Origin of the sequence: Bifidobacterium anseris, assembly GCF_002860345.1 — a bacterium.
In the GTDB taxonomy this organism is placed as follows: domain Bacteria; phylum Actinomycetota; class Actinomycetes; order Actinomycetales; family Bifidobacteriaceae; genus Bifidobacterium; species Bifidobacterium anseris.
Window position 1 is genome coordinate 63,259 of the sequence record NZ_NMYC01000002.1, and the last position, 16,003, is coordinate 79,261.

Consider the following 16,003-nt stretch of genomic DNA (forward strand, 5'->3'; position numbering starts at 1 on the left):
GCGGCGCCACGGCACGGAAAGGAAGCAGCATGAGGTTCAACACCGAAGCGCCGTTCTGGCAGTTCATGGGAACGCTCGCGCGATTCACCGCGCTCAATCTCGTCTTCCTCGTCACGCTGCTGCCGATCGTCACGATCGGTCCGGCGCAGGCGGCGCTCTACAGCACGCTGTTCCAGTACGACGAACATGACGACATCCGGCTCGTACACGAATACCTCAAGCGCTTCAAGCGGGAGTTCAAGCAGGGCCTCATCTCCGGACTGCTGCTGCTCGCGCTCGTTGCCGTCCTCATCTTCGGCCTCGCGTTCTGGGTGGCCTGGGACACGAACGCCGCCTACGTCCCGCTCATCATCCTCGTCGCCGCATCGGTCGCCGTGCTGTTCCTCGCCGAATACCTGTTCCCGCTGCAGGCGCGCTTCGCCAATTCGGTCGGACGCACCTGGAAGCTCGCCGCGCTGTTCCCGTGGCGCGCCTTCGCCTGCTCGTTCGCGCTCGTCGGCATCGATGTCGTCGCGCTCGGCCTGGCGTATTTCGTCCCGTTCATCCGCGTGCTCATGCTCATCTTCGGTCTGAGCTGGGTCGCCTACGCGAAGTCGCTCATCCTGCTGTGGGGCTTCAAGAAGTACGGCGGCTACGGCGAGGTCGAACGCCCGACCTACGTGAACGCCAACTCCGGACTGTGATCGGCTCGCGGCACCCGCGCCGCATACCGAGATGGACATCCGGTAAACAAACCAGACTTACCCTTCCCCTTTCCTCAACAATCGGCCGCAGCGCTTCCTTGGCTGCGGCCGCTCTCTTTTGCGGCATCACCCTCCTCTCCGCGACCGCAACTGTCACACTCGCGCCCAACTCCGTTCACTAAGCCCCACCTCAGCGAACACGACCGCCGCGCTTCCGCCCAACTCCGTTCGCTAACCAGCACCTCCGCGACCGCAACCGCCGCACAGCCACCCAACTCCGTTCGCTAAGCCCTTCCGCGACCGTCTCCCCCGACCATCCGCACCCTTTCCGGCCGCCGAGCCGTAGGGCTGACATGCTATACAAGATAACCGGTAATAGGTAACGCATGGCCACGGCGCTTCCGCGTCCTCACTCGTCAAGGATTTCCATGGGATTCATTCATTTCATCGCCAACCTGCTCAAGGATCCGCGCGGCGCGATCGCCGGCTGGATCGCGATGGGCGTCGCCCCCACGCTTGGCTTCATCTTCCTGATCGTCTTCATCGAGACCGGCGTCGTCTTCTTCCCGTTCCTGCCCGGCGACTCGCTGCTGTTCGCCGCCGGTTTCTTCGCCGCCCCCGACGCCACGACCGGTGAATCAGCGCTGCCGATCGCCGCGCTGCTGCCAGTCGTCTGGATCGCGCCGATCCTCGGCGACCAATGCAACTACTTCATTGGCCACTTCTTCGGCCGCCGCATCATCGAATCCGGCAAAGTCAAGGCGATGACGCCGGAACGTCTTGCCAAGACCGAGACGATGATCGACCGTTGGGGTCCGCTCGCCGTCTTCCTCGGCCGTTTCTTCCCGTTCATCCGCACCTTCATGCCGTTCATCTCCGGCATCACCGGCATGCAGTGGCGTCGTTTCACGCCGTTCTCGGTGCTCGGCGGCCTCGTGTGGTCGTCGCTGTTCACGTTGCTCGGCTACTTCTTCGGCGGCATTCCGGTCGTCCAGGAGAACTTCGAGCTCGTCATCGTCGCAATTCTCGTCATTTCGCTGATTCCAACCTTCGTCGGCCTGTTCAAGGCGAAGTTCGGCAAAAAGAAGGTCGCGTCGGCGACCGAACTCGCCAAGGACGAGACAACCCCGCTCGTCGAGTCCCTTGATGACGATTCCGATAACGCCTGATCACCCCGCAACTGCATGCATGAACGCGCCGGGGGCGAACGAAATACCGTTCGCCCCCGGCGCGTTCATCTAGATACAGCCTCGACGCCTGTCAGCAGTCGGTTCGATCGACGACGACGTCACCGTCGCCGTCGCGCTTCGCCGTGAAGACGACGCGACGCCCGTCAGTGCACGTGACCGTCGTGCTCGCCTCGGCTTCGTCACCGAGGAAGACGCGCACGTCGGCGTCGGCGGCGTAGTCGTAGTCCGGCGTCATCGCACCCGGATGGGTGACGATGACCGAGCCGTCGCGCACCCACAGCGGCACCGAATCGAAATCGTGATGCTCGGTGCGCCACATGCCGTGCTCGCTGTGCACATGCTCGCCGGTGAACCAGTTCGTCCACCCGCCGGCTGGCAGATAGTAGCTCACGTCGCCGCTGTAGCTGAACACCGGCGCGACGAGCAGCGAGGGGCCGAGCATGTACTGGCGGTCGAGCGTGCGGCATGCGGGGTCGTCGGGGAATTCGACGAACATCGAACGCATGACCGGCGTACCGTGTTCATGCGCCTCGACGCCCAGCTGATAGAGGTACGGCATCAGGCTGAGCTTGAGTAGCGTGAACTCGCGGCAGACGTCGACGGCGCTTTGGCCGGGCTCGATTCGCCGTCCCTGCTTCTCGTCCTCCTCGTCGAACAGCCACGGCACGCGGTAGACGGTCGAGCCGTGCAGACGCGAATGCGAGCTCAACAGACCGAAGGCGAGCCAGCGCTTGTAGACGGCTGGGTCGGGGAATGCGCCCTCGAATCCGCCGATGTCGTGGCTCCAGAAGCCAAATCCGGAGGACGTGAGCGACAGGCCGCCTCGCAGCGACTGCGCCATGCCGTTGAACGTCGATTCGCAGTCGCCGCCCCAATGCACCGGGAACTGCTGGCCGCCGGCCGTCGCCGAACGCGCGAACAGGCACGCCTTGCCGGCGCCGTACACCTCCCCGATCGCCTCGAACACCGTCTGGTTGTACAGCTCGGTGTACCAGTTGTGCATCGAGAGCTTCGGGGCACCGTCATGCCAGACGACGTCGCGTGGGATGCGCTCGCCGAAGTCGGTTTTGATCGCGTCGATGCCCTGCCTGAGCAGTGCGACGACCTTGCTTTTGAACCAGGCGCGCGCGTCCGGGTTCGTGAAATCGACGAGACCCATGCCGGCCTGCCAGTTGTCGGTCTGCCAGATCGTGCCGTCCGGGTTGCGCACAAGGTAGCCTTCGCGCATGCCTTCGTCGAACATCGCGCCGCTCTGACCGATGTACGGGTTGATCCACGCGCACAGATGCAGGCCCTTGTCCGCGTGCAGCCGCTTGAGCGTTGCCTCGATGTCCGGGAAGAATCGCGAATCCCATTCAAAATCGGTCCAGTGGAACTCGCGCATCCAATAGCAGTCGTAGTGGAACGCGCTCAGCGGAATGCCTCGTTCGGCCATGCCGTCGACGAAGGACGTGATCGTCGCCTCGTCGTACTTCGTTGTGAATGACGTCGTCAGCCACAGGCCGTAGCTCCACGCCGGCACCTCGGCGGGACGTCCAGTCAGCCGCGTGTAACGGTCGAGGATTTCCTTCGGCGTCGGCCCGTAGATGACGCAGAAGTCGATCGTCTCGCCCGGCACCGAGCACTGCACAGCTTCGGTGTTGACAGTGCCCACTTCGAAGGAGACGTGGCCGCGGTCGTTGACGAAGACGCCGTAGCCGCCGCTCGTCATATAGAACGGGATGTCCTTGTATCCCTGCTCGGAGGCGGTGCCGCCGTCCTCGTTCCATGTGTCGACGCTCTGCCCGTTCTTCACGAAGGACGTGAAGCGTTCGCCCAGACCGTAGACGGTTTCGCCGACGGCAAGCGAGAGCTGGATCGACGTGAAGGTGCGCGATTCGTCCTTCGCGAGTCCCGTCGGCGTCACGCCGAACTCGCCAACCGGCTCCGCGCTGACGTTCGCAAGATCGTTGAGCGCGAAGCGCGCGAGCGACTTGCCTTGCGATTTCGTGAGCGTGCGGCCGGCCTCGTCGCTGAACGTGAGGTTCCATTCGGGTCCCTTGACGACGGTCGCCGTCAGGCCGCCGGAGCGCAGCGCGGCCGTCGCGCCGCGCTCACCGGTCTCGCCGTCGCCGTCGCCATGCGTGACGACGCTCACGTAGTCGCGTCCGCCGGCCTCGTCGTGCATGATCGGGAAGCCGATGCCCTGCGCGCCGCCGCGCCAGTGGGTGGCGCGCACGCGGATGACGCCTTCGATCGGCGTGCTGAGTTCCACGTGAAACGCCGGCAGGTTGAGCGTGTTCGCGCGCTCGTGGACGACGCCCGTCGGCGCGAGCACGTCGATTGTCTCTCGCGCCGGATCGGCGTGCAGTTCGTAGGCGTCGCGCGCGAACAGCGCGTCGACGCCGTCACGCATCAGCCAGTAGCCGTTGGTGAATTTCATGGAGTCTCCTTGGTGGATGGTGTGGATGGATGGTGCGCGCGTCACTTGACGGCGCCGGCGGTGATGCCGCGCGACAGCGTGCGCTGGAAGATCAGGAAGAAGATGAGCGTCGGCACGATGCTGATGAGCGATGCCGAAGCCGTCGTCGTGACGTCCATCAGGCGGTCGCCGGTCAGCGAGCTGATCGCGATCGGCACAGTCTGCGACGAGTTGTCGACGAGGAACGCGAGCGGGATCATGTACTCGTTCCATGTCCAGATGAAGAAGAACACGAGCAGCACGCTCAGCGTCGGCTTCGAGATCGGGAAGACGACGTCCTTGAAGATGCGCCAGCGGCTCGCGCCGTCGATCGTGGCGGCCTCGAGGATCGACTTCGGGAAGGTGCCGAAGACCGACGACAGCAGATAGGTGCCGAAGGCGCTCTGGATGACGGTGAAGATGATGACGATCGCCCACGGGTTGTTGTACAGGCCCATGCCCTTGAACATCGTGTACAGCGGATAGAGCATCGCCTCCTGCGGCAGCATGTTCGCGAGCATGATGAGCAGTGTGATCCATTTGCGGCCCTTGACGCGGCCGATGCCGAGCGCGAAGGCGTTGAACATCGACAGCACGACGGCGAGCACGGCCACAAGTCCGGAGGTCCAGATGCTGTTCCAGACCTTCTCGGGGAAGTTGACGCGCTGCCAGAACGTGGACAGGCCTGCGAAGCTCAGCTCCTTCGGCCACGCGAGCGGACCGGAGGCATTGTAGTCGGCGGGCGTCTTGAAGGCGTTGAGCAGCAGCACGATGAACGGGAACATCATGATGAGCGCACCGATGATCAGCAGCGCGAGCGCCACCCAGTCGCCCGCCGTGCGGTTCTTCTTGACATGCGCGATCTCCTTGAGTTCCTTCGGCGTGAGCTTGTGCTGATCGGGCGAGTTGTATTCGTAGTCCTGTTCGGCGGATACGAGCGTGGAAGTCATGGCCTACTCCTCATCCTCTTTGGCGACCTTCTCCTGAAGGTTCGTGAACGCGATCGAAACGATGATGATGACGATGGTGAGCGCCGTGGCGATCGCCGCACCGTATCCCACCTGCTGCGACTGGAAGAACTGCTTGTACGAGTAGTACGACGGCACCGTCGTGCTCGTGCCCGGACCGCCGCGCGTGAGCATCTGCACCGGGCCGAACACCTTGAGTGCGGCGATCGTGCAGGTGAGCGCGACGACGAAGATCTCTGGCTTGATCGACGGCAGCGTGATCGCGCGGAACCGCTGCCACCAGTTGGCGCCGTCTAGGTTTGCGGCCTCGTAGAGCTCCGGATCGACGCGCTGCAGACCGGACATGAAGATGACGAGCGGGTATCCGATCTGGATCCAGATCATGATGAGCATCAGGAAAATCAGCGCCGTGTCCGGCTTGCCGAGCCAGTCGTGCTGCAGGTCGCCCAGCCCGATCGCCTTGAGCAACGCATTGAGCGCGCCGTTCTCCGGACGCAGGATCCAGCCCATGACGAGCGACGCGACGGCGATCGGCAACAGCTGCGGGAAGTAGTACAGCGCACGCATCGTCGAGGCGGTGCGCGGGCCGAACTTCTTCTGCACGACGTCGAACAGCAGCGACGACAATATGAGGCCGACGAGAATCGGGATGATGACCATCGCCAGAATCATCCAGATCGAATTCATGAACGAGATCCAGAACGTATGGTCCTTGACGAGGCGGGCCCAGTTCGTCATGCCGGCCCATACCGGCGGCTTGATGCCGCGGTAGTTGGTGAAGCTCAGATAGATATTCCAGACGGCCGGGATCACGATGATCCACAGCAGCATCAGCAGACCCGGAATCAGATAGATCCAGAATCGCCGCGACGGGCTTCCGGGGATGCGCGACATTCCACGCTCGCGTTTGGCCGCGTCGCGCTCGCGCTTGGTACGGTTGGTTGGTGAAGACATGATGCACTTCCCTCAGCGGTGTTGACCTGCAGGTATGCGGCGGCCGGACGGCCGAGCGCGGAGCTGCGCCGCCCGGCCGCCGCGAATGGAATGGGTTCGGAGGACCGGTCAGTCCTTGACGCCGGCGTCCTGGACGCCCTTGTCATAGTCGGACTTCATCTGGGCGATCGCGCCCTTGACGTCGGTCGAGCCGTTGATGAGCTCCTGCAGCGAGGCGTTGAGCTCGTCGTAGAACGTGGCGGTCGGCCAATCCGGGTAGAAGCCGAGCGCGTTGTCCTTGAGCACCGTGTTGAAGGATTCGATGAGCTCCTTCGTCGACGGATCGGTGATCTTGTCCGGATCGGCGGCGATCGGCAGACCGCCGGAGTTGCCCATCAGGTCCTGCACTTCGGGGCTCAGCGTGATGTTGATGAACTTGGCGGCCAGATCCTTGCGCTTCGAGTTCTCCGGGATGACCCACAGGTTGCCGGAGGAACCGACGACCTTCTTGGACTGCGGGAACGTCGAGAACGTGATGTTCTTGCCCTTCATGTCGTTCTGGAAGCGGCCGAACCACCAGGTGCCGGAGAAGAACATCGGATAGGTGCCGTTGATGAAGCCCTGGCCGACGTCCTCGGCCTTAAGGCCGGTGCAGTCCTTGGAGATGTAGCCTTTGTCGGTCCAGTCCTTGATTGTCTGCGTCGCGTAGACGATCGGCTCCGAATCCCAGTCGACGTCGCCGTCGTACATCTCGTACGCTTTGACGAACTGGTCGTCGGCCTTGCTCAGCGCGAGCTGCCACCACAGATGCTGCACCGGGTATTCGGCGGCGCCCTCGGCAAGCGGCGTGATGCCCTTGTCGACGAACTTCTGCATCGCGTCGGTCAGCTCGTCCATCGTCGTCGGGATCTCGATGCCGTTCTTGTCGAACATGTCCTTGTTGTAGTACATGATCACGTCCTCGCCGTAGTTCGTGATGCCGTACCAGTTGCCGGATCCCATGACGCCCTTGTCGTTGTACTTGCCGGTGTCGGCGAGCGATCCGGTGACCTTCTCGTCCCACTTGTACTGCTTGACGTAGTCGTCGAGATTCGTCAGCAGTCCCTGGCTGGCGAGGAGTCCCGCGGTCGCGTTGCCCTTGTTGTACTCCATGACGTCCGGGGCCTCGTCCGAGTTGAGGATCTGCGACGCGTTCTGGCGGATCTGCTCGAAGGACTTCTTCTCGAATTCGACCTTGACGCCGGTCTCCTTCTCGAAGATCTCCATCGCCTTCTTCCAGGCGACGCCCATCGCGCCGTTGTCCTCCTCGTAGTGCCAGACCTTGATTGACGTCGGGTTCTCCTCCTGCGCGGTGCCGCTTGAGCCGCATCCCGCGAGAGTGCACATGCCGACCGCCGTCACTGCGGCCAGTCCCGCCGCGATTGCCTTGCGAACGTTCATATCTCTTTCCTTCTTCAGCGCCATTACTGACGGATGGATATTGCAGAGGTGGGATTCATCCGTTGAATCTCGTGGGTTAATTAAATCATCGAAGTAACTGACGTCCAAGTCGTTTCGACATCCGTCGAAATCACTTCGAACGATTGCGCGCCGTCACTGCCGCGCACGCATCGTGCCGCGCGCACAGTATTCGCTCGGCAGCAGTTCGACGTAGCCGACGTCGTGCCGCTCACCGCGCAGCACTTCCATCATCACGTCGACGGCGCGTTCGCACACGGCGTTCGGATTCATCGGCAGCTCGTCGGCGAGCCGCGCCGACGATCCGTTCGCACACGCGGCCATGACGGAGACGTCCTGCGGCACGCGCAGCCCACGATGTCCGAGCGCGGTCATGAGCAGCCCCATCTGCGCGGCGTTCTCCTCACAGATGATCGCCGTGATGTCCGGATCCTCGCCGAAGGCCTCGTCGACGGCGAGGTTGACGTCGTCGGCGCTGCGGCCGGACGCGAACTTGCGCACGACGTCCATGCCGAGCTCCTCGCCGCGCTGCATCGCCGCGTCGAGGAATCGCACAAGGAAGTTCGAGCCGTCGAGGAACGCGCGGCGGTCCGGGCAGTACAGCATCACATGACGATGGCCGAGCACATGCGCCTTCTCCATCGCCTCGCGCCCCATGCGCGCGAAGTCCATATCCACCGTGTACACGTTCGACGTGTCGTTCGTATAGCCGATGCTGACGACCGGAATATCGATCGCGCCGGCCATGTCGGCACGCGAATCGCTCAGCAGCACGTCGAGCAGGAAGACACCGTCGGCCATATGCTGTTCGGCGACGCGTTTGAGCTCTCGGTCGCCCGCCTCGTGCATGAGCAGCAGGATGTCGTAGCCGTGCCGTTTCGACGCCGTCGCGAGCGCAAAGAAGAAGGCCGCATAGTTCGCCACGTCAGTGTACGGGCGCAGCGGCGAGCTGACGGCGAGCACATGCGTGGCGTCGGCGGGTTCGGTCGCTTCGACGACCGGCCGGTAGCCGAGTTCGAGCGCGGCCTGACGCACGCGTTCGCGCGTTTCCTCGCCAATCTTGCGTTTGCCGCTGACGACGTAGGAAACCGTGCTGATCGATACACCGGCCTTCGCCGCCACGTCCTTGATACCGGCCATCTGCACCTCGTTCGATGATGTTGTTCGATGATGTTCGCATGCCATCCTAACGTGTTTCGACGCGCCGCTCCATCGTTACGCAGTGATTATCGAAATCAATCGAAACGACGGCGACAGCGTCCGCGACACACGTCACGACACACGCGATTTGCATTTGTTCGCCTCCCCGAGTATCGTTAGGCGAGTTGTCATGCGGAGCACGGCAACATCCACGGGGCTGTAGCTCAGTTGGTAGAGCGCTTCGTTCGCATCGAAGAGGTCGTGGTTTCGATTACCATCAGCTCCACTAGAGCCGCTGCATTCATTCCACCGCAGCGGCTCTTTTCTTTTTCCGACGCCTCGTCTCGTCGCACACGCCACCGCCGCCGCGCGTCCTCAAATATATCAGCAGCATCGGCATTACGATTTCGTATGCATTCCGACGCTCCACAGACATGTGCTTGAGGTGGCGCAGGCATGCGATACTGGCCGCATCGAAGCGGCACTGCGGCCTGATAGGACGCGCGATGGCACAAAGAGGACATGATGAACTGGCACAAGCGTCTTATTGCATGCATCGTCGGCGCGATGACCGCCGTCTCGCTGGCGGCATGCGGAGGTGGCGCAGGCACGGCCGCGACGTCCACGCCGCAGGCCGCACAGACGACCGGAGCTGCTGAGCACACGTCGGCGCTTGTCGCATATTTCTCGGCGACCGGCAGCACAAGGCACGTCGCCGAGGAGATCGCGAAAGTGACCGACGGCGCGCTATTCGAGATCGAGCCGGCCGATCCCTATACGGCCGCCGACCTCGACTACAACGATGCGGATAGCCGCATCAGCAGGGAGCACGACGACGAAAGCCTGCGCGATGTCAAGCTCAGGACGACCGAGGTGCCCAATTGGGACGACTATACGACCATCTACATCGGCTATCCGATTTGGTGGGGCGCCGCCGCATGGCCGGTGAGCACCTTCGTTCGCGCCAACGATTTCTCCGGCAAAACGGTGATTCCCTTCTGCACGTCGGCGAGCTCGTCGATCGACTCGAGCGCGAGCGAACTGGCGAAGCTCGCCAACGGCGGCGACTGGAAGGACGGACAGCGCTTCAGCTCATCGGAAAGCGCGCAGAACGTCGAGGCATGGGTCAAGCAGCAGTCCTGAGTTGCAAATTTCGGTCCACCGTCATCCGTGGGAAACCATGCCGTTTTGCCCCGAATCGAGCGGTCTCGGCATACTGTCCACGATGACCGTCCAGTACCAGACGATGGTGACCAAGGCCTTGCATGCAGCCGTCACGCTGCCTGCAAGGCCTTGGTCATGCGGGTTCGCGCCGAAGCGCGAACCGTCAGTTCTTGGCGGTGATCCGCATCACGATGAACGAGGTGACCAGCACCACGATGACCGCGCCGATGAGCGATGGGAAGACCGCCATGCCGCCGAGCTGCGGCCCCCAGCTGCCGAAGATCGCCTGACCGAGCGATGAACCCACAAGACCGGCGATGATGTTGGCGATCCAACCCATCGATCCGCTGCGGTTGGTGATCGCGCCGGCGATCGCGCCGATGATCGCGCCTACGATGAGCGTCCAAATCCAATACATAATGTGCTTCCTTTACGTCTTGCCAAAGTCCCGAAAACCTTGAACTATCTTCCACAGTACGGGGCCGGGGCGCGCTTCGCCCGCAATCATGCGGTTTTCCGCTACCGCGGCAAAATCACGTAACGCTCAGGTCGGGCTGCTACACATGTTGTTGCGTTCGTAGTGGCCGCAAGAACACGGATGCGACAGGCCCCATTCCGTTCGCATTTCCCATCAACCGCGGCAAAAACGGACATGACGAACCTTCATTGCGTCCTGCCTCCCACCGATCGCAGCGGTGCCGGATACGGATGCGTCAGTGCTGCTGCGCCGCCTGCCGCCGCACCTCGTCCAAGGCGGCGTTGAAGGCGTCACTCGTCCAACTGGCGCCGGCGATCTTGTCGATTTTCAGATCCTTGATCGGTTTGCCGGTAACGGCCCCCGGCACCTCTTTGGCGAAGGCCTCCTGATGACCACGCGAGATGGACGTGAACGGATGCCCGACGACGCGCACATCGTGCACGAGTCCGTCACGTACGCCGACGTACACGTCTATCGTGTCTTCGCCGACAGGGCCATACTGTCCTATCGCCGCGTAATCGCCGTCCGCATACGTGGCGGCCGGATCTGCCCCGGCGTCAGCCGCATCCGATTCCTTGTCGTCGCAACACGACCTGCCTTCGGAATCGGACATCGTCTCTCCCGAATCACCTGCGAACTCGTCGTCCATCGGCCGCGCGCTGGGTTCGCCGCATCCGGAGAGCATCATCAGACCGACCGCCGACAGTGCTGTCAACGCCATCAGTTGCTTCGAGGTTTTCATTGCCGCTCCTGTTCCTTGGATGGTTGTGGATGCCGGGTGCGTGGACGCGCTCAGTCCTCGGCGCCGCCCGTCTTGGCCGCTTTCGTCGGATCGGCAAACGCGATCGGCGCGTCGCCCTCATGCTGCGCGCCGTGGACGGCGGCGCCTGTGAACGCCGGCCGGCCTCCCGCCGCCTCATACTGCGCCCGCGCGTTCTCGTCATGCCATTGCTCGCCCACGAGTACGCCGTGGTTGAGCATGATCTGCCGCTGCGCGCAGCTCGCCACGAGCGCATCATGGGTGACGACGATGATCGTCGTGCCCTGCACATGCAGTTCGCGCAGCAGATCGAGCACGACGTGTTCGTTGGCCTCGTCCAGATTGCCGGTGGGTTCGTCGGCGAGGATGATCTTCGGGCAGTTGATCAGCGCACGCGCGATGCACACACGCTGCTGCTCGCCGCCGGAAAGCTGCGCCGGCAGATGGTGCGCACGCGCTTCCAAACCGACGCGCGCAAGCGCCTCACGCGCCTGCCGCTCGTCCACGACCGAATGGTAGTACTGCGCGATCATCACGTTCTCGAGCGCCGTCAGATGTGGCACGAGATGGAATTTCTGGAACACGAGGCCGATGAGGTTCTTGCGCACGTCCGCGAGTTCGCGGGCGCGCAGCTCATCCACACGGCTGCCGTCAAGTGTCACCGAACCATGCGATGGCGTATCAAGGCATCCGATCATGTTCATCAACGTCGTCTTCCCGGAGCCCGACGATCCCACGATTGCGAGCCACTGCCCTTGCGGCACCGTCAGACTGAGGTCGTCCACGGCGTGCAGCTCACCATAAATCTTGCTCACATGGTCGAGTTCCAACAGCATGCGCATTCCTTTCGAGTTCTTTGGTATTGCCGACGGCATCCGTCACTCCTCGCGCAACACGACCGCCGGGTCGATGCGCGTGGCGCGCCTGACAGGTCCGATCGAGGCGATGACGGCAAGCGCGACCGATACCAGCACGCACAGCGCGGCAAGCCACCAGCTGAACCCTACCCGCCGGTCGAAGACCTGTGCGCACAACGCATAGGCGATGCCGTAGCCGATGGCGCAGCCGATGACGCCACCCGCGACGCCGTACACCGCGGATTCCACAAGGAATTCGCCGGCGATGGAGCGGGAAGTGGCGCCGAGCGCGCGCCGCAGACCGATTTCCGAGCGGCGGCGCGAAACGATTGACGACATCGTCGTGGAGACGCCCACGAGCGTGAGCGCGAGCGCCACGATCGAGACGACGCCGAACAGCATGTGCAGCATCGTGATGATGCGTGCATTCGACGCGGTCATGCGCGTCACCTGATGCGCCCGATAGCTCACCATGTTCGCAGACCCTGCCTGCTGCAGACGTCCGGTCAGCGCGGTGAGGTCGTCGTCCGTGCATTCGGACGCGAATTCGAGCACGTCGGCACCACGCACGCCGGCGAGCGAGCCGAGATCGGAGTCGCTCATGTAGACGAACGAGTCTTCGGCACCGCCGGTGTCCACGATGCCAACGACGCGCATGCGCACGCCGTCGGTGTCGAGAATGCTCGTGGAACGCCGGCCGTTGCGCAGCTGCTCCTCGCCGGAGTCGGTATCCTCGTCACCGTCACGCATGCCGATCGTGACGCTGGAGCCGACCTTGACGCCGAGTCCGTCGGCTACATCGCGGCCCATCATCACGTTGCCGGCGGACGGCCAGTCGCCGTCCACGTTCCAGTGTCGGTTGAGCGCGTGCACGTCCTGCGCGTCGATGCCGGCGAGCGTGTACGGCGCCGAATTGATGCGCACCGATTCGTAACGGTACGAGGCGTGCTTCGCCGGCGCCGCCTGTTCCACGGTGCGCGTCACGCTGGCCACGGTCGCGTCGTCGAAACCGCCGTCGGCCGTCACGATCAGGTTCGCGCCGTACGAGCGCAGTTCGATGCTCATCTGTGCGGGCACGACGAGGCAGATTGTGGCCAGACACAGCAGTGTCGCCGCACCGAGAGTGGCGCACAGCACGGCCATCGCCGCCTGTCCGCGGCGGCGCACGCCGGCGAACAGAATCATCTTCCAGAACATTGCGCGGTTGCCCGCGCCTGCGGTATGCGGTCTATCTGCCATGGAGCACCTGCGCTGGTTGAAGTCGGACGACGGAACGGATGGAGGCGACGGACGCAATGAGTACGCTCGCCGTAATCAGCACGAACACGAGCAGCAGCACGAGCGGGCGCACGGTAATGCCGGTGCCGAACACGAGGTGGCCTACGATCTGCGCCACTCCGATGCCGATCGCACCGCCCACAATTAGACCGGCGAACGCCACGAGCAGCGTTTCGGCGAGCAGCAGGCGCGCCACCGCGCCATCGTTTGCGCCCACCGCCTTGAGCAATGCGAGTTCCCCGGAACGTTCCCCGATCGCGGCCGCCATGAGGTTCGCCACGGCGATTGCGGCCGCTATGAGACACAGCGCGGTCATCACGATCATGACCGCGCGCGTCTTCGTCATGACGTCGCCCTGCAGCGCGCTCACCTGCCGCACCTGCCGCGCCACGGAGCCGGGGATTGCCTCTTCGAGCTGATAGGCGATCGATGACGCATACGCCGTGCAGTACCAGGTCTCCCATTCCTCCTGGCTGAGCATCGCCGGGTTCTTCGAGGCACGCCGCGCCAGCTCGTTCTCCGGCGTCGTCAGCGCCTTGATTTCGATCTGCCCGATCTTGCCCGGGGAGTCCGCGACCGTCTGCACGTTCATGGTCGACGTGTAGATCGCGTCGTCGTCACTGTCCTTCGCCGTGTAGACACCGACGACGGTGAGCGGCACGTCGCGCCCGTCGCGGGTCACCGTGACCTGCGCGGCGTCGCCATGCGCGATGCCGAGCCGCTTGGCGAGCCCGGCGCCGACGATCGCCTCGTCCGTGCCGTCCTTCGGCCAGCGGCCGTCGAGTTTCCACCATGAGCGCATGCCGCGCATGCCGGCCACAGTCGTCTCTCCTGTTTCCAACTGCATACGCTTTGCGAACCACGTTCCCACGACCGGCGCTGTCTGCACCGTCGCGTCCTCTGTGCGCACGCTGCCGCTCGTATCGAGTCTCGGCGCGAAATTCGTGATGTTGTACGCCCAGAAGATCGTCTTGACGTTCTTCGCGTCCGCTTCGTCGAGCAGCGCATCGGCAGAGGACTCACCGGTACCGTTGTCCACCGTCTCATAGAGGTCCGTCACGACGGCGTCCGACTTCGCGCGCACCGTGATGTTCGAGCCGTAGGCGGCGAGTTCCGCGCTGAGCTTGTCCTGCACGTCGAAGACGATGCCGAGCATCGCCACCGAGACGGTCGCGGACAGCGCCACCGTAAGCGCGATGAGCAGCCGGCGTCGCCATTGGCGTCTCACCGAGCGCAGCACCGTCTTCATGAAGAACATCGGCGCTCCTTTCGTTGATCCATCCGTCGTCTATCTGAAGTGCGAGCTGAGTGAGTCGAGTTCGCCGGTCTCGATTTCGATGATGCCGTTGCCGGCTTTGTAGGTGACGGGAATCGGGTTGCATCCGCCTTTGAAGCCGATTGTGGCGAGGTTGATCGCCACATCGCAGCGTTTGCAGATGATCTTGCCGTCCTTCTCGTAGTAGCCGGCGTCGCCGCAGGTCTCGCAGGCGTCGAGCCCCACGCCGTAGGCGCCGCCGTTCTTCTTGATGATGATGAACCGCATCATCGTGCCATCCTGCGCCTTGTATTCGAAACGGTGCAGATGACCGTCCGCCACCTGCGCGAACGTGATCTTCGCCAGACCGTCCGCAAGCGCGTACTGTTCGGGAGGTGAAAGCTCGGGCACTTCACTGAGCTTCGCATCGCCCCATGCGAGCGAAAGCCATGCGAGCGCGATCGCGAGCGTTGAGCTGACGGCCGTGACGAATGCCCGTCTGCGCGTCGCCTTCGCGGCACGCGCGAGCGCGGCGTTCGCCGGCGCGACGGGTCTGCGCAGCCCGGCGACGAAAGAGGCGGCGGTCGGAATCACGAAGACGACGGCTTGGGCGATCACCAACGCGAGCGCATGGTTGCGCATCGTTATGAACATGCGGAACGCCGCGCCGTGCAACGCGAACAGCCGCATGTTCGTGCACAGCGCCACAAGGTCGAGTCCATGCCGCACGAGCTGCACGACGATCAGCAACGCCACAGCCGCGGTGAAGGACGTGCGCACGGCCGTCTGGCGCAGCGTGCGGATGACGGCGGCGACCGCCATGGCCGTGCCCACGCCGAGCAGGAAGCCGATGAGACGCACAAGCATCGCCGATGTGAACGGAGAGTCTCCGGGCTCCACGAAATTCGTCAGCTGCAGGATCACGTCGGGCGTCGCATAGAACACCGTCACGGCGAGCGCGGCGGCGGCGACGATGTTGGCGGCGATCGCCGGGGCGGGCCGCGCGTCGGCGCGTTTCACGGCCTGCTGCGCGCACAGGGCGGCGGCGAGCACGGCCACGTCGAGCGCCACGGCGCAGATGAGTGTGGGCAGGTTGACGTTCGACCGGCGGTTAATCACGGCCGTCGCACGCAACGCGGCGAAGACGATGGCGCCGGAGAGACCGAACAGCACGCCGGCGAGGCGCCAACGGTCGCCGATGCGCAGCGCGCGGCAGGATGGTCGGTTCGTCGAGCCGAGCAGCACATCGAGCCCCGCGACGAGCAGGCATGGACCGAGCAGTCCCTGCAACGCGTGCACGTATTGCGCGAGCATGCCGCCCTCCTTTCACGAGTCGAGGACGCTCTCCTCGCGGCGGGCGCCCTGAAATCACCTATACGGACCGCGGATGCGGCGTTTG

The 16,003-nt window shown here is 63.7% G+C and carries 14 protein-coding genes and 1 tRNA gene; 4 read left to right on the forward strand and 11 right to left on the reverse strand.

Annotated elements, in window-relative coordinates; all coding sequences use genetic code 11:
- The first annotated feature begins 29 nt into the window (after positions 1 to 29).
- Both CGZ88_RS04090 and CGZ88_RS04095 read left to right on the forward strand, forming a co-directional pair.
- Positions 30 to 683 carry a YesL family protein gene (locus tag CGZ88_RS04090; protein WP_024541555.1) on the forward strand — a complete coding sequence of 218 codons (654 nt, stop codon included), beginning with the start codon at positions 30 to 32 and terminating at the stop codon, positions 681 to 683.
- Positions 684 to 1,111: 428 nt separating this feature from the next.
- Positions 1,112 to 1,852: a DedA family protein gene (locus CGZ88_RS04095; protein ID WP_024541554.1), complete on the forward strand. Its 741-nt coding sequence runs from the start codon at positions 1,112 to 1,114 to the stop codon at positions 1,850 to 1,852.
- 91 nt (positions 1,853 to 1,943) lie between these two features.
- Here CGZ88_RS04095 and yicI read toward each other — a convergent pair whose 3' ends face one another.
- The 5 genes from yicI to CGZ88_RS04120 all read right to left on the reverse strand — a co-directional run bounded on the left by yicI (position 1,944) and on the right by CGZ88_RS04120 (position 8,812).
- The gene (yicI, locus tag CGZ88_RS04100) at positions 1,944 to 4,295 is read right to left on the reverse strand and encodes an alpha-xylosidase (RefSeq protein WP_101671160.1); all 2,352 of its coding nucleotides are present in this window, start codon (positions 4,293 to 4,295) and stop codon (positions 1,944 to 1,946) included.
- Positions 4,296 to 4,336: 41 nt separating this feature from the next.
- Positions 4,337 to 5,263, reverse strand: coding sequence for a carbohydrate ABC transporter permease (locus CGZ88_RS04105; protein WP_101671161.1), 927 nt, complete (start codon positions 5,261 to 5,263; stop codon positions 4,337 to 4,339).
- Between the two features lie 3 nt (positions 5,264 to 5,266).
- Entirely contained in the window at positions 5,267 to 6,235 is a 969-nt protein-coding gene (locus tag CGZ88_RS04110; RefSeq protein ID WP_024541551.1) for a carbohydrate ABC transporter permease, read from the reverse strand.
- 108 nt (positions 6,236 to 6,343) lie between these two features.
- Positions 6,344 to 7,654 carry an ABC transporter substrate-binding protein gene (locus CGZ88_RS04115; protein ID WP_101671162.1) on the reverse strand — a complete coding sequence of 437 codons (1,311 nt, stop codon included), beginning with the start codon at positions 7,652 to 7,654 and terminating at the stop codon, positions 6,344 to 6,346.
- A 153-nt stretch (positions 7,655 to 7,807) separates the two neighbouring features.
- Positions 7,808 to 8,812, reverse strand: a complete 1,005-nt coding sequence (locus CGZ88_RS04120; protein WP_101671163.1) for a LacI family DNA-binding transcriptional regulator — start codon at positions 8,810 to 8,812, stop codon at positions 7,808 to 7,810.
- Positions 8,813 to 9,025: 213 nt separating this feature from the next.
- Here CGZ88_RS04120 and CGZ88_RS04125 point away from each other — a divergent pair.
- Together CGZ88_RS04125 and CGZ88_RS04130 are read left to right on the forward strand one after the other, a co-directional pair.
- Positions 9,026 to 9,098, forward strand: a tRNA-Ala gene (locus CGZ88_RS04125).
- Positions 9,099 to 9,334: 236 nt separating this feature from the next.
- Positions 9,335 to 9,955 carry a flavodoxin gene (locus CGZ88_RS04130; RefSeq protein WP_101671164.1) on the forward strand — a complete coding sequence of 207 codons (621 nt, stop codon included), beginning with the start codon at positions 9,335 to 9,337 and terminating at the stop codon, positions 9,953 to 9,955.
- 184 nt (positions 9,956 to 10,139) lie between these two features.
- On the opposite strand, the gene CGZ88_RS04135 is transcribed toward CGZ88_RS04130, so the two are convergent.
- The 6 genes from CGZ88_RS04135 to CGZ88_RS04160 all read right to left on the reverse strand — a co-directional run bounded on the left by CGZ88_RS04135 (position 10,140) and on the right by CGZ88_RS04160 (position 15,918).
- Positions 10,140 to 10,394: a GlsB/YeaQ/YmgE family stress response membrane protein gene (locus tag CGZ88_RS04135; protein ID WP_026645497.1), complete on the reverse strand. Its 255-nt coding sequence runs from the start codon at positions 10,392 to 10,394 to the stop codon at positions 10,140 to 10,142.
- Between the two features lie 295 nt (positions 10,395 to 10,689).
- Positions 10,690 to 11,196, reverse strand: a complete 507-nt coding sequence (locus tag CGZ88_RS04140) for an FMN-binding protein (RefSeq protein WP_034524021.1) — start codon at positions 11,194 to 11,196, stop codon at positions 10,690 to 10,692.
- 50 nt (positions 11,197 to 11,246) lie between these two features.
- Positions 11,247 to 12,050, reverse strand: a complete 804-nt coding sequence (locus CGZ88_RS04145; RefSeq protein WP_026645499.1) for an ABC transporter ATP-binding protein — start codon at positions 12,048 to 12,050, stop codon at positions 11,247 to 11,249.
- Between the two features lie 42 nt (positions 12,051 to 12,092).
- On the reverse strand, positions 12,093 to 13,310 hold the full coding sequence (locus CGZ88_RS04150) for an ABC transporter permease (RefSeq protein WP_101671165.1): 1,218 nt from the start codon (positions 13,308 to 13,310) through the stop codon (positions 12,093 to 12,095).
- Positions 13,300 to 14,607 (reverse strand): ABC transporter permease, encoded by a 1,308-nt coding sequence (locus CGZ88_RS04155; RefSeq protein ID WP_101671166.1) that lies wholly within the window; start codon positions 14,605 to 14,607, stop codon positions 13,300 to 13,302. Before CGZ88_RS04155 ends, CGZ88_RS04150 begins: the two co-directional genes overlap by 11 nt.
- A 30-nt stretch (positions 14,608 to 14,637) precedes the next feature.
- Positions 14,638 to 15,918 carry a DUF2318 domain-containing protein gene (locus CGZ88_RS04160; RefSeq protein WP_101671167.1) on the reverse strand — a complete coding sequence of 427 codons (1,281 nt, stop codon included), beginning with the start codon at positions 15,916 to 15,918 and terminating at the stop codon, positions 14,638 to 14,640.
- Between the last annotated feature and the right edge of the window lie 85 nt (positions 15,919 to 16,003).

Bases quoted from the DNA above. Each gene is read 5' to 3' on its own strand.
- CGZ88_RS04090 (WP_024541555.1), top strand. From the start codon at position 30: ATGAGGTTCAACACCGAAGCGCCGTTCTGGCAGTTCATGGGAACGCTC.
- CGZ88_RS04095 (WP_024541554.1), top strand. From the start codon at position 1,112: ATGGGATTCATTCATTTCATCGCCAACCTGCTCAAGGATCCGCGCGGC.
- yicI (WP_101671160.1), bottom strand. From the start codon at position 4,295: ATGAAATTCACCAACGGCTACTGGCTGATGCGTGACGGCGTCGACGCG.
- CGZ88_RS04105 (WP_101671161.1), bottom strand. From the start codon at position 5,263: ATGACTTCCACGCTCGTATCCGCCGAACAGGACTACGAATACAACTCG.
- CGZ88_RS04110 (WP_024541551.1), bottom strand. From the start codon at position 6,235: ATGTCTTCACCAACCAACCGTACCAAGCGCGAGCGCGACGCGGCCAAA.
- CGZ88_RS04115 (WP_101671162.1), bottom strand. From the start codon at position 7,654: ATGAACGTTCGCAAGGCAATCGCGGCGGGACTGGCCGCAGTGACGGCG.
- CGZ88_RS04120 (WP_101671163.1), bottom strand. From the start codon at position 8,812: ATGGCCGGTATCAAGGACGTGGCGGCGAAGGCCGGTGTATCGATCAGC.
- CGZ88_RS04130 (WP_101671164.1), top strand. From the start codon at position 9,335: ATGATGAACTGGCACAAGCGTCTTATTGCATGCATCGTCGGCGCGATG.
- CGZ88_RS04135 (WP_026645497.1), bottom strand. From the start codon at position 10,394: ATGTATTGGATTTGGACGCTCATCGTAGGCGCGATCATCGGCGCGATC.
- CGZ88_RS04140 (WP_034524021.1), bottom strand. From the start codon at position 11,196: ATGAAAACCTCGAAGCAACTGATGGCGTTGACAGCACTGTCGGCGGTC.
- CGZ88_RS04145 (WP_026645499.1), bottom strand. From the start codon at position 12,050: ATGCTGTTGGAACTCGACCATGTGAGCAAGATTTATGGTGAGCTGCAC.
- CGZ88_RS04150 (WP_101671165.1), bottom strand. From the start codon at position 13,310: ATGGCAGATAGACCGCATACCGCAGGCGCGGGCAACCGCGCAATGTTC.
- CGZ88_RS04155 (WP_101671166.1), bottom strand. From the start codon at position 14,607: ATGTTCTTCATGAAGACGGTGCTGCGCTCGGTGAGACGCCAATGGCGA.
- CGZ88_RS04160 (WP_101671167.1), bottom strand. From the start codon at position 15,918: ATGCTCGCGCAATACGTGCACGCGTTGCAGGGACTGCTCGGTCCATGC.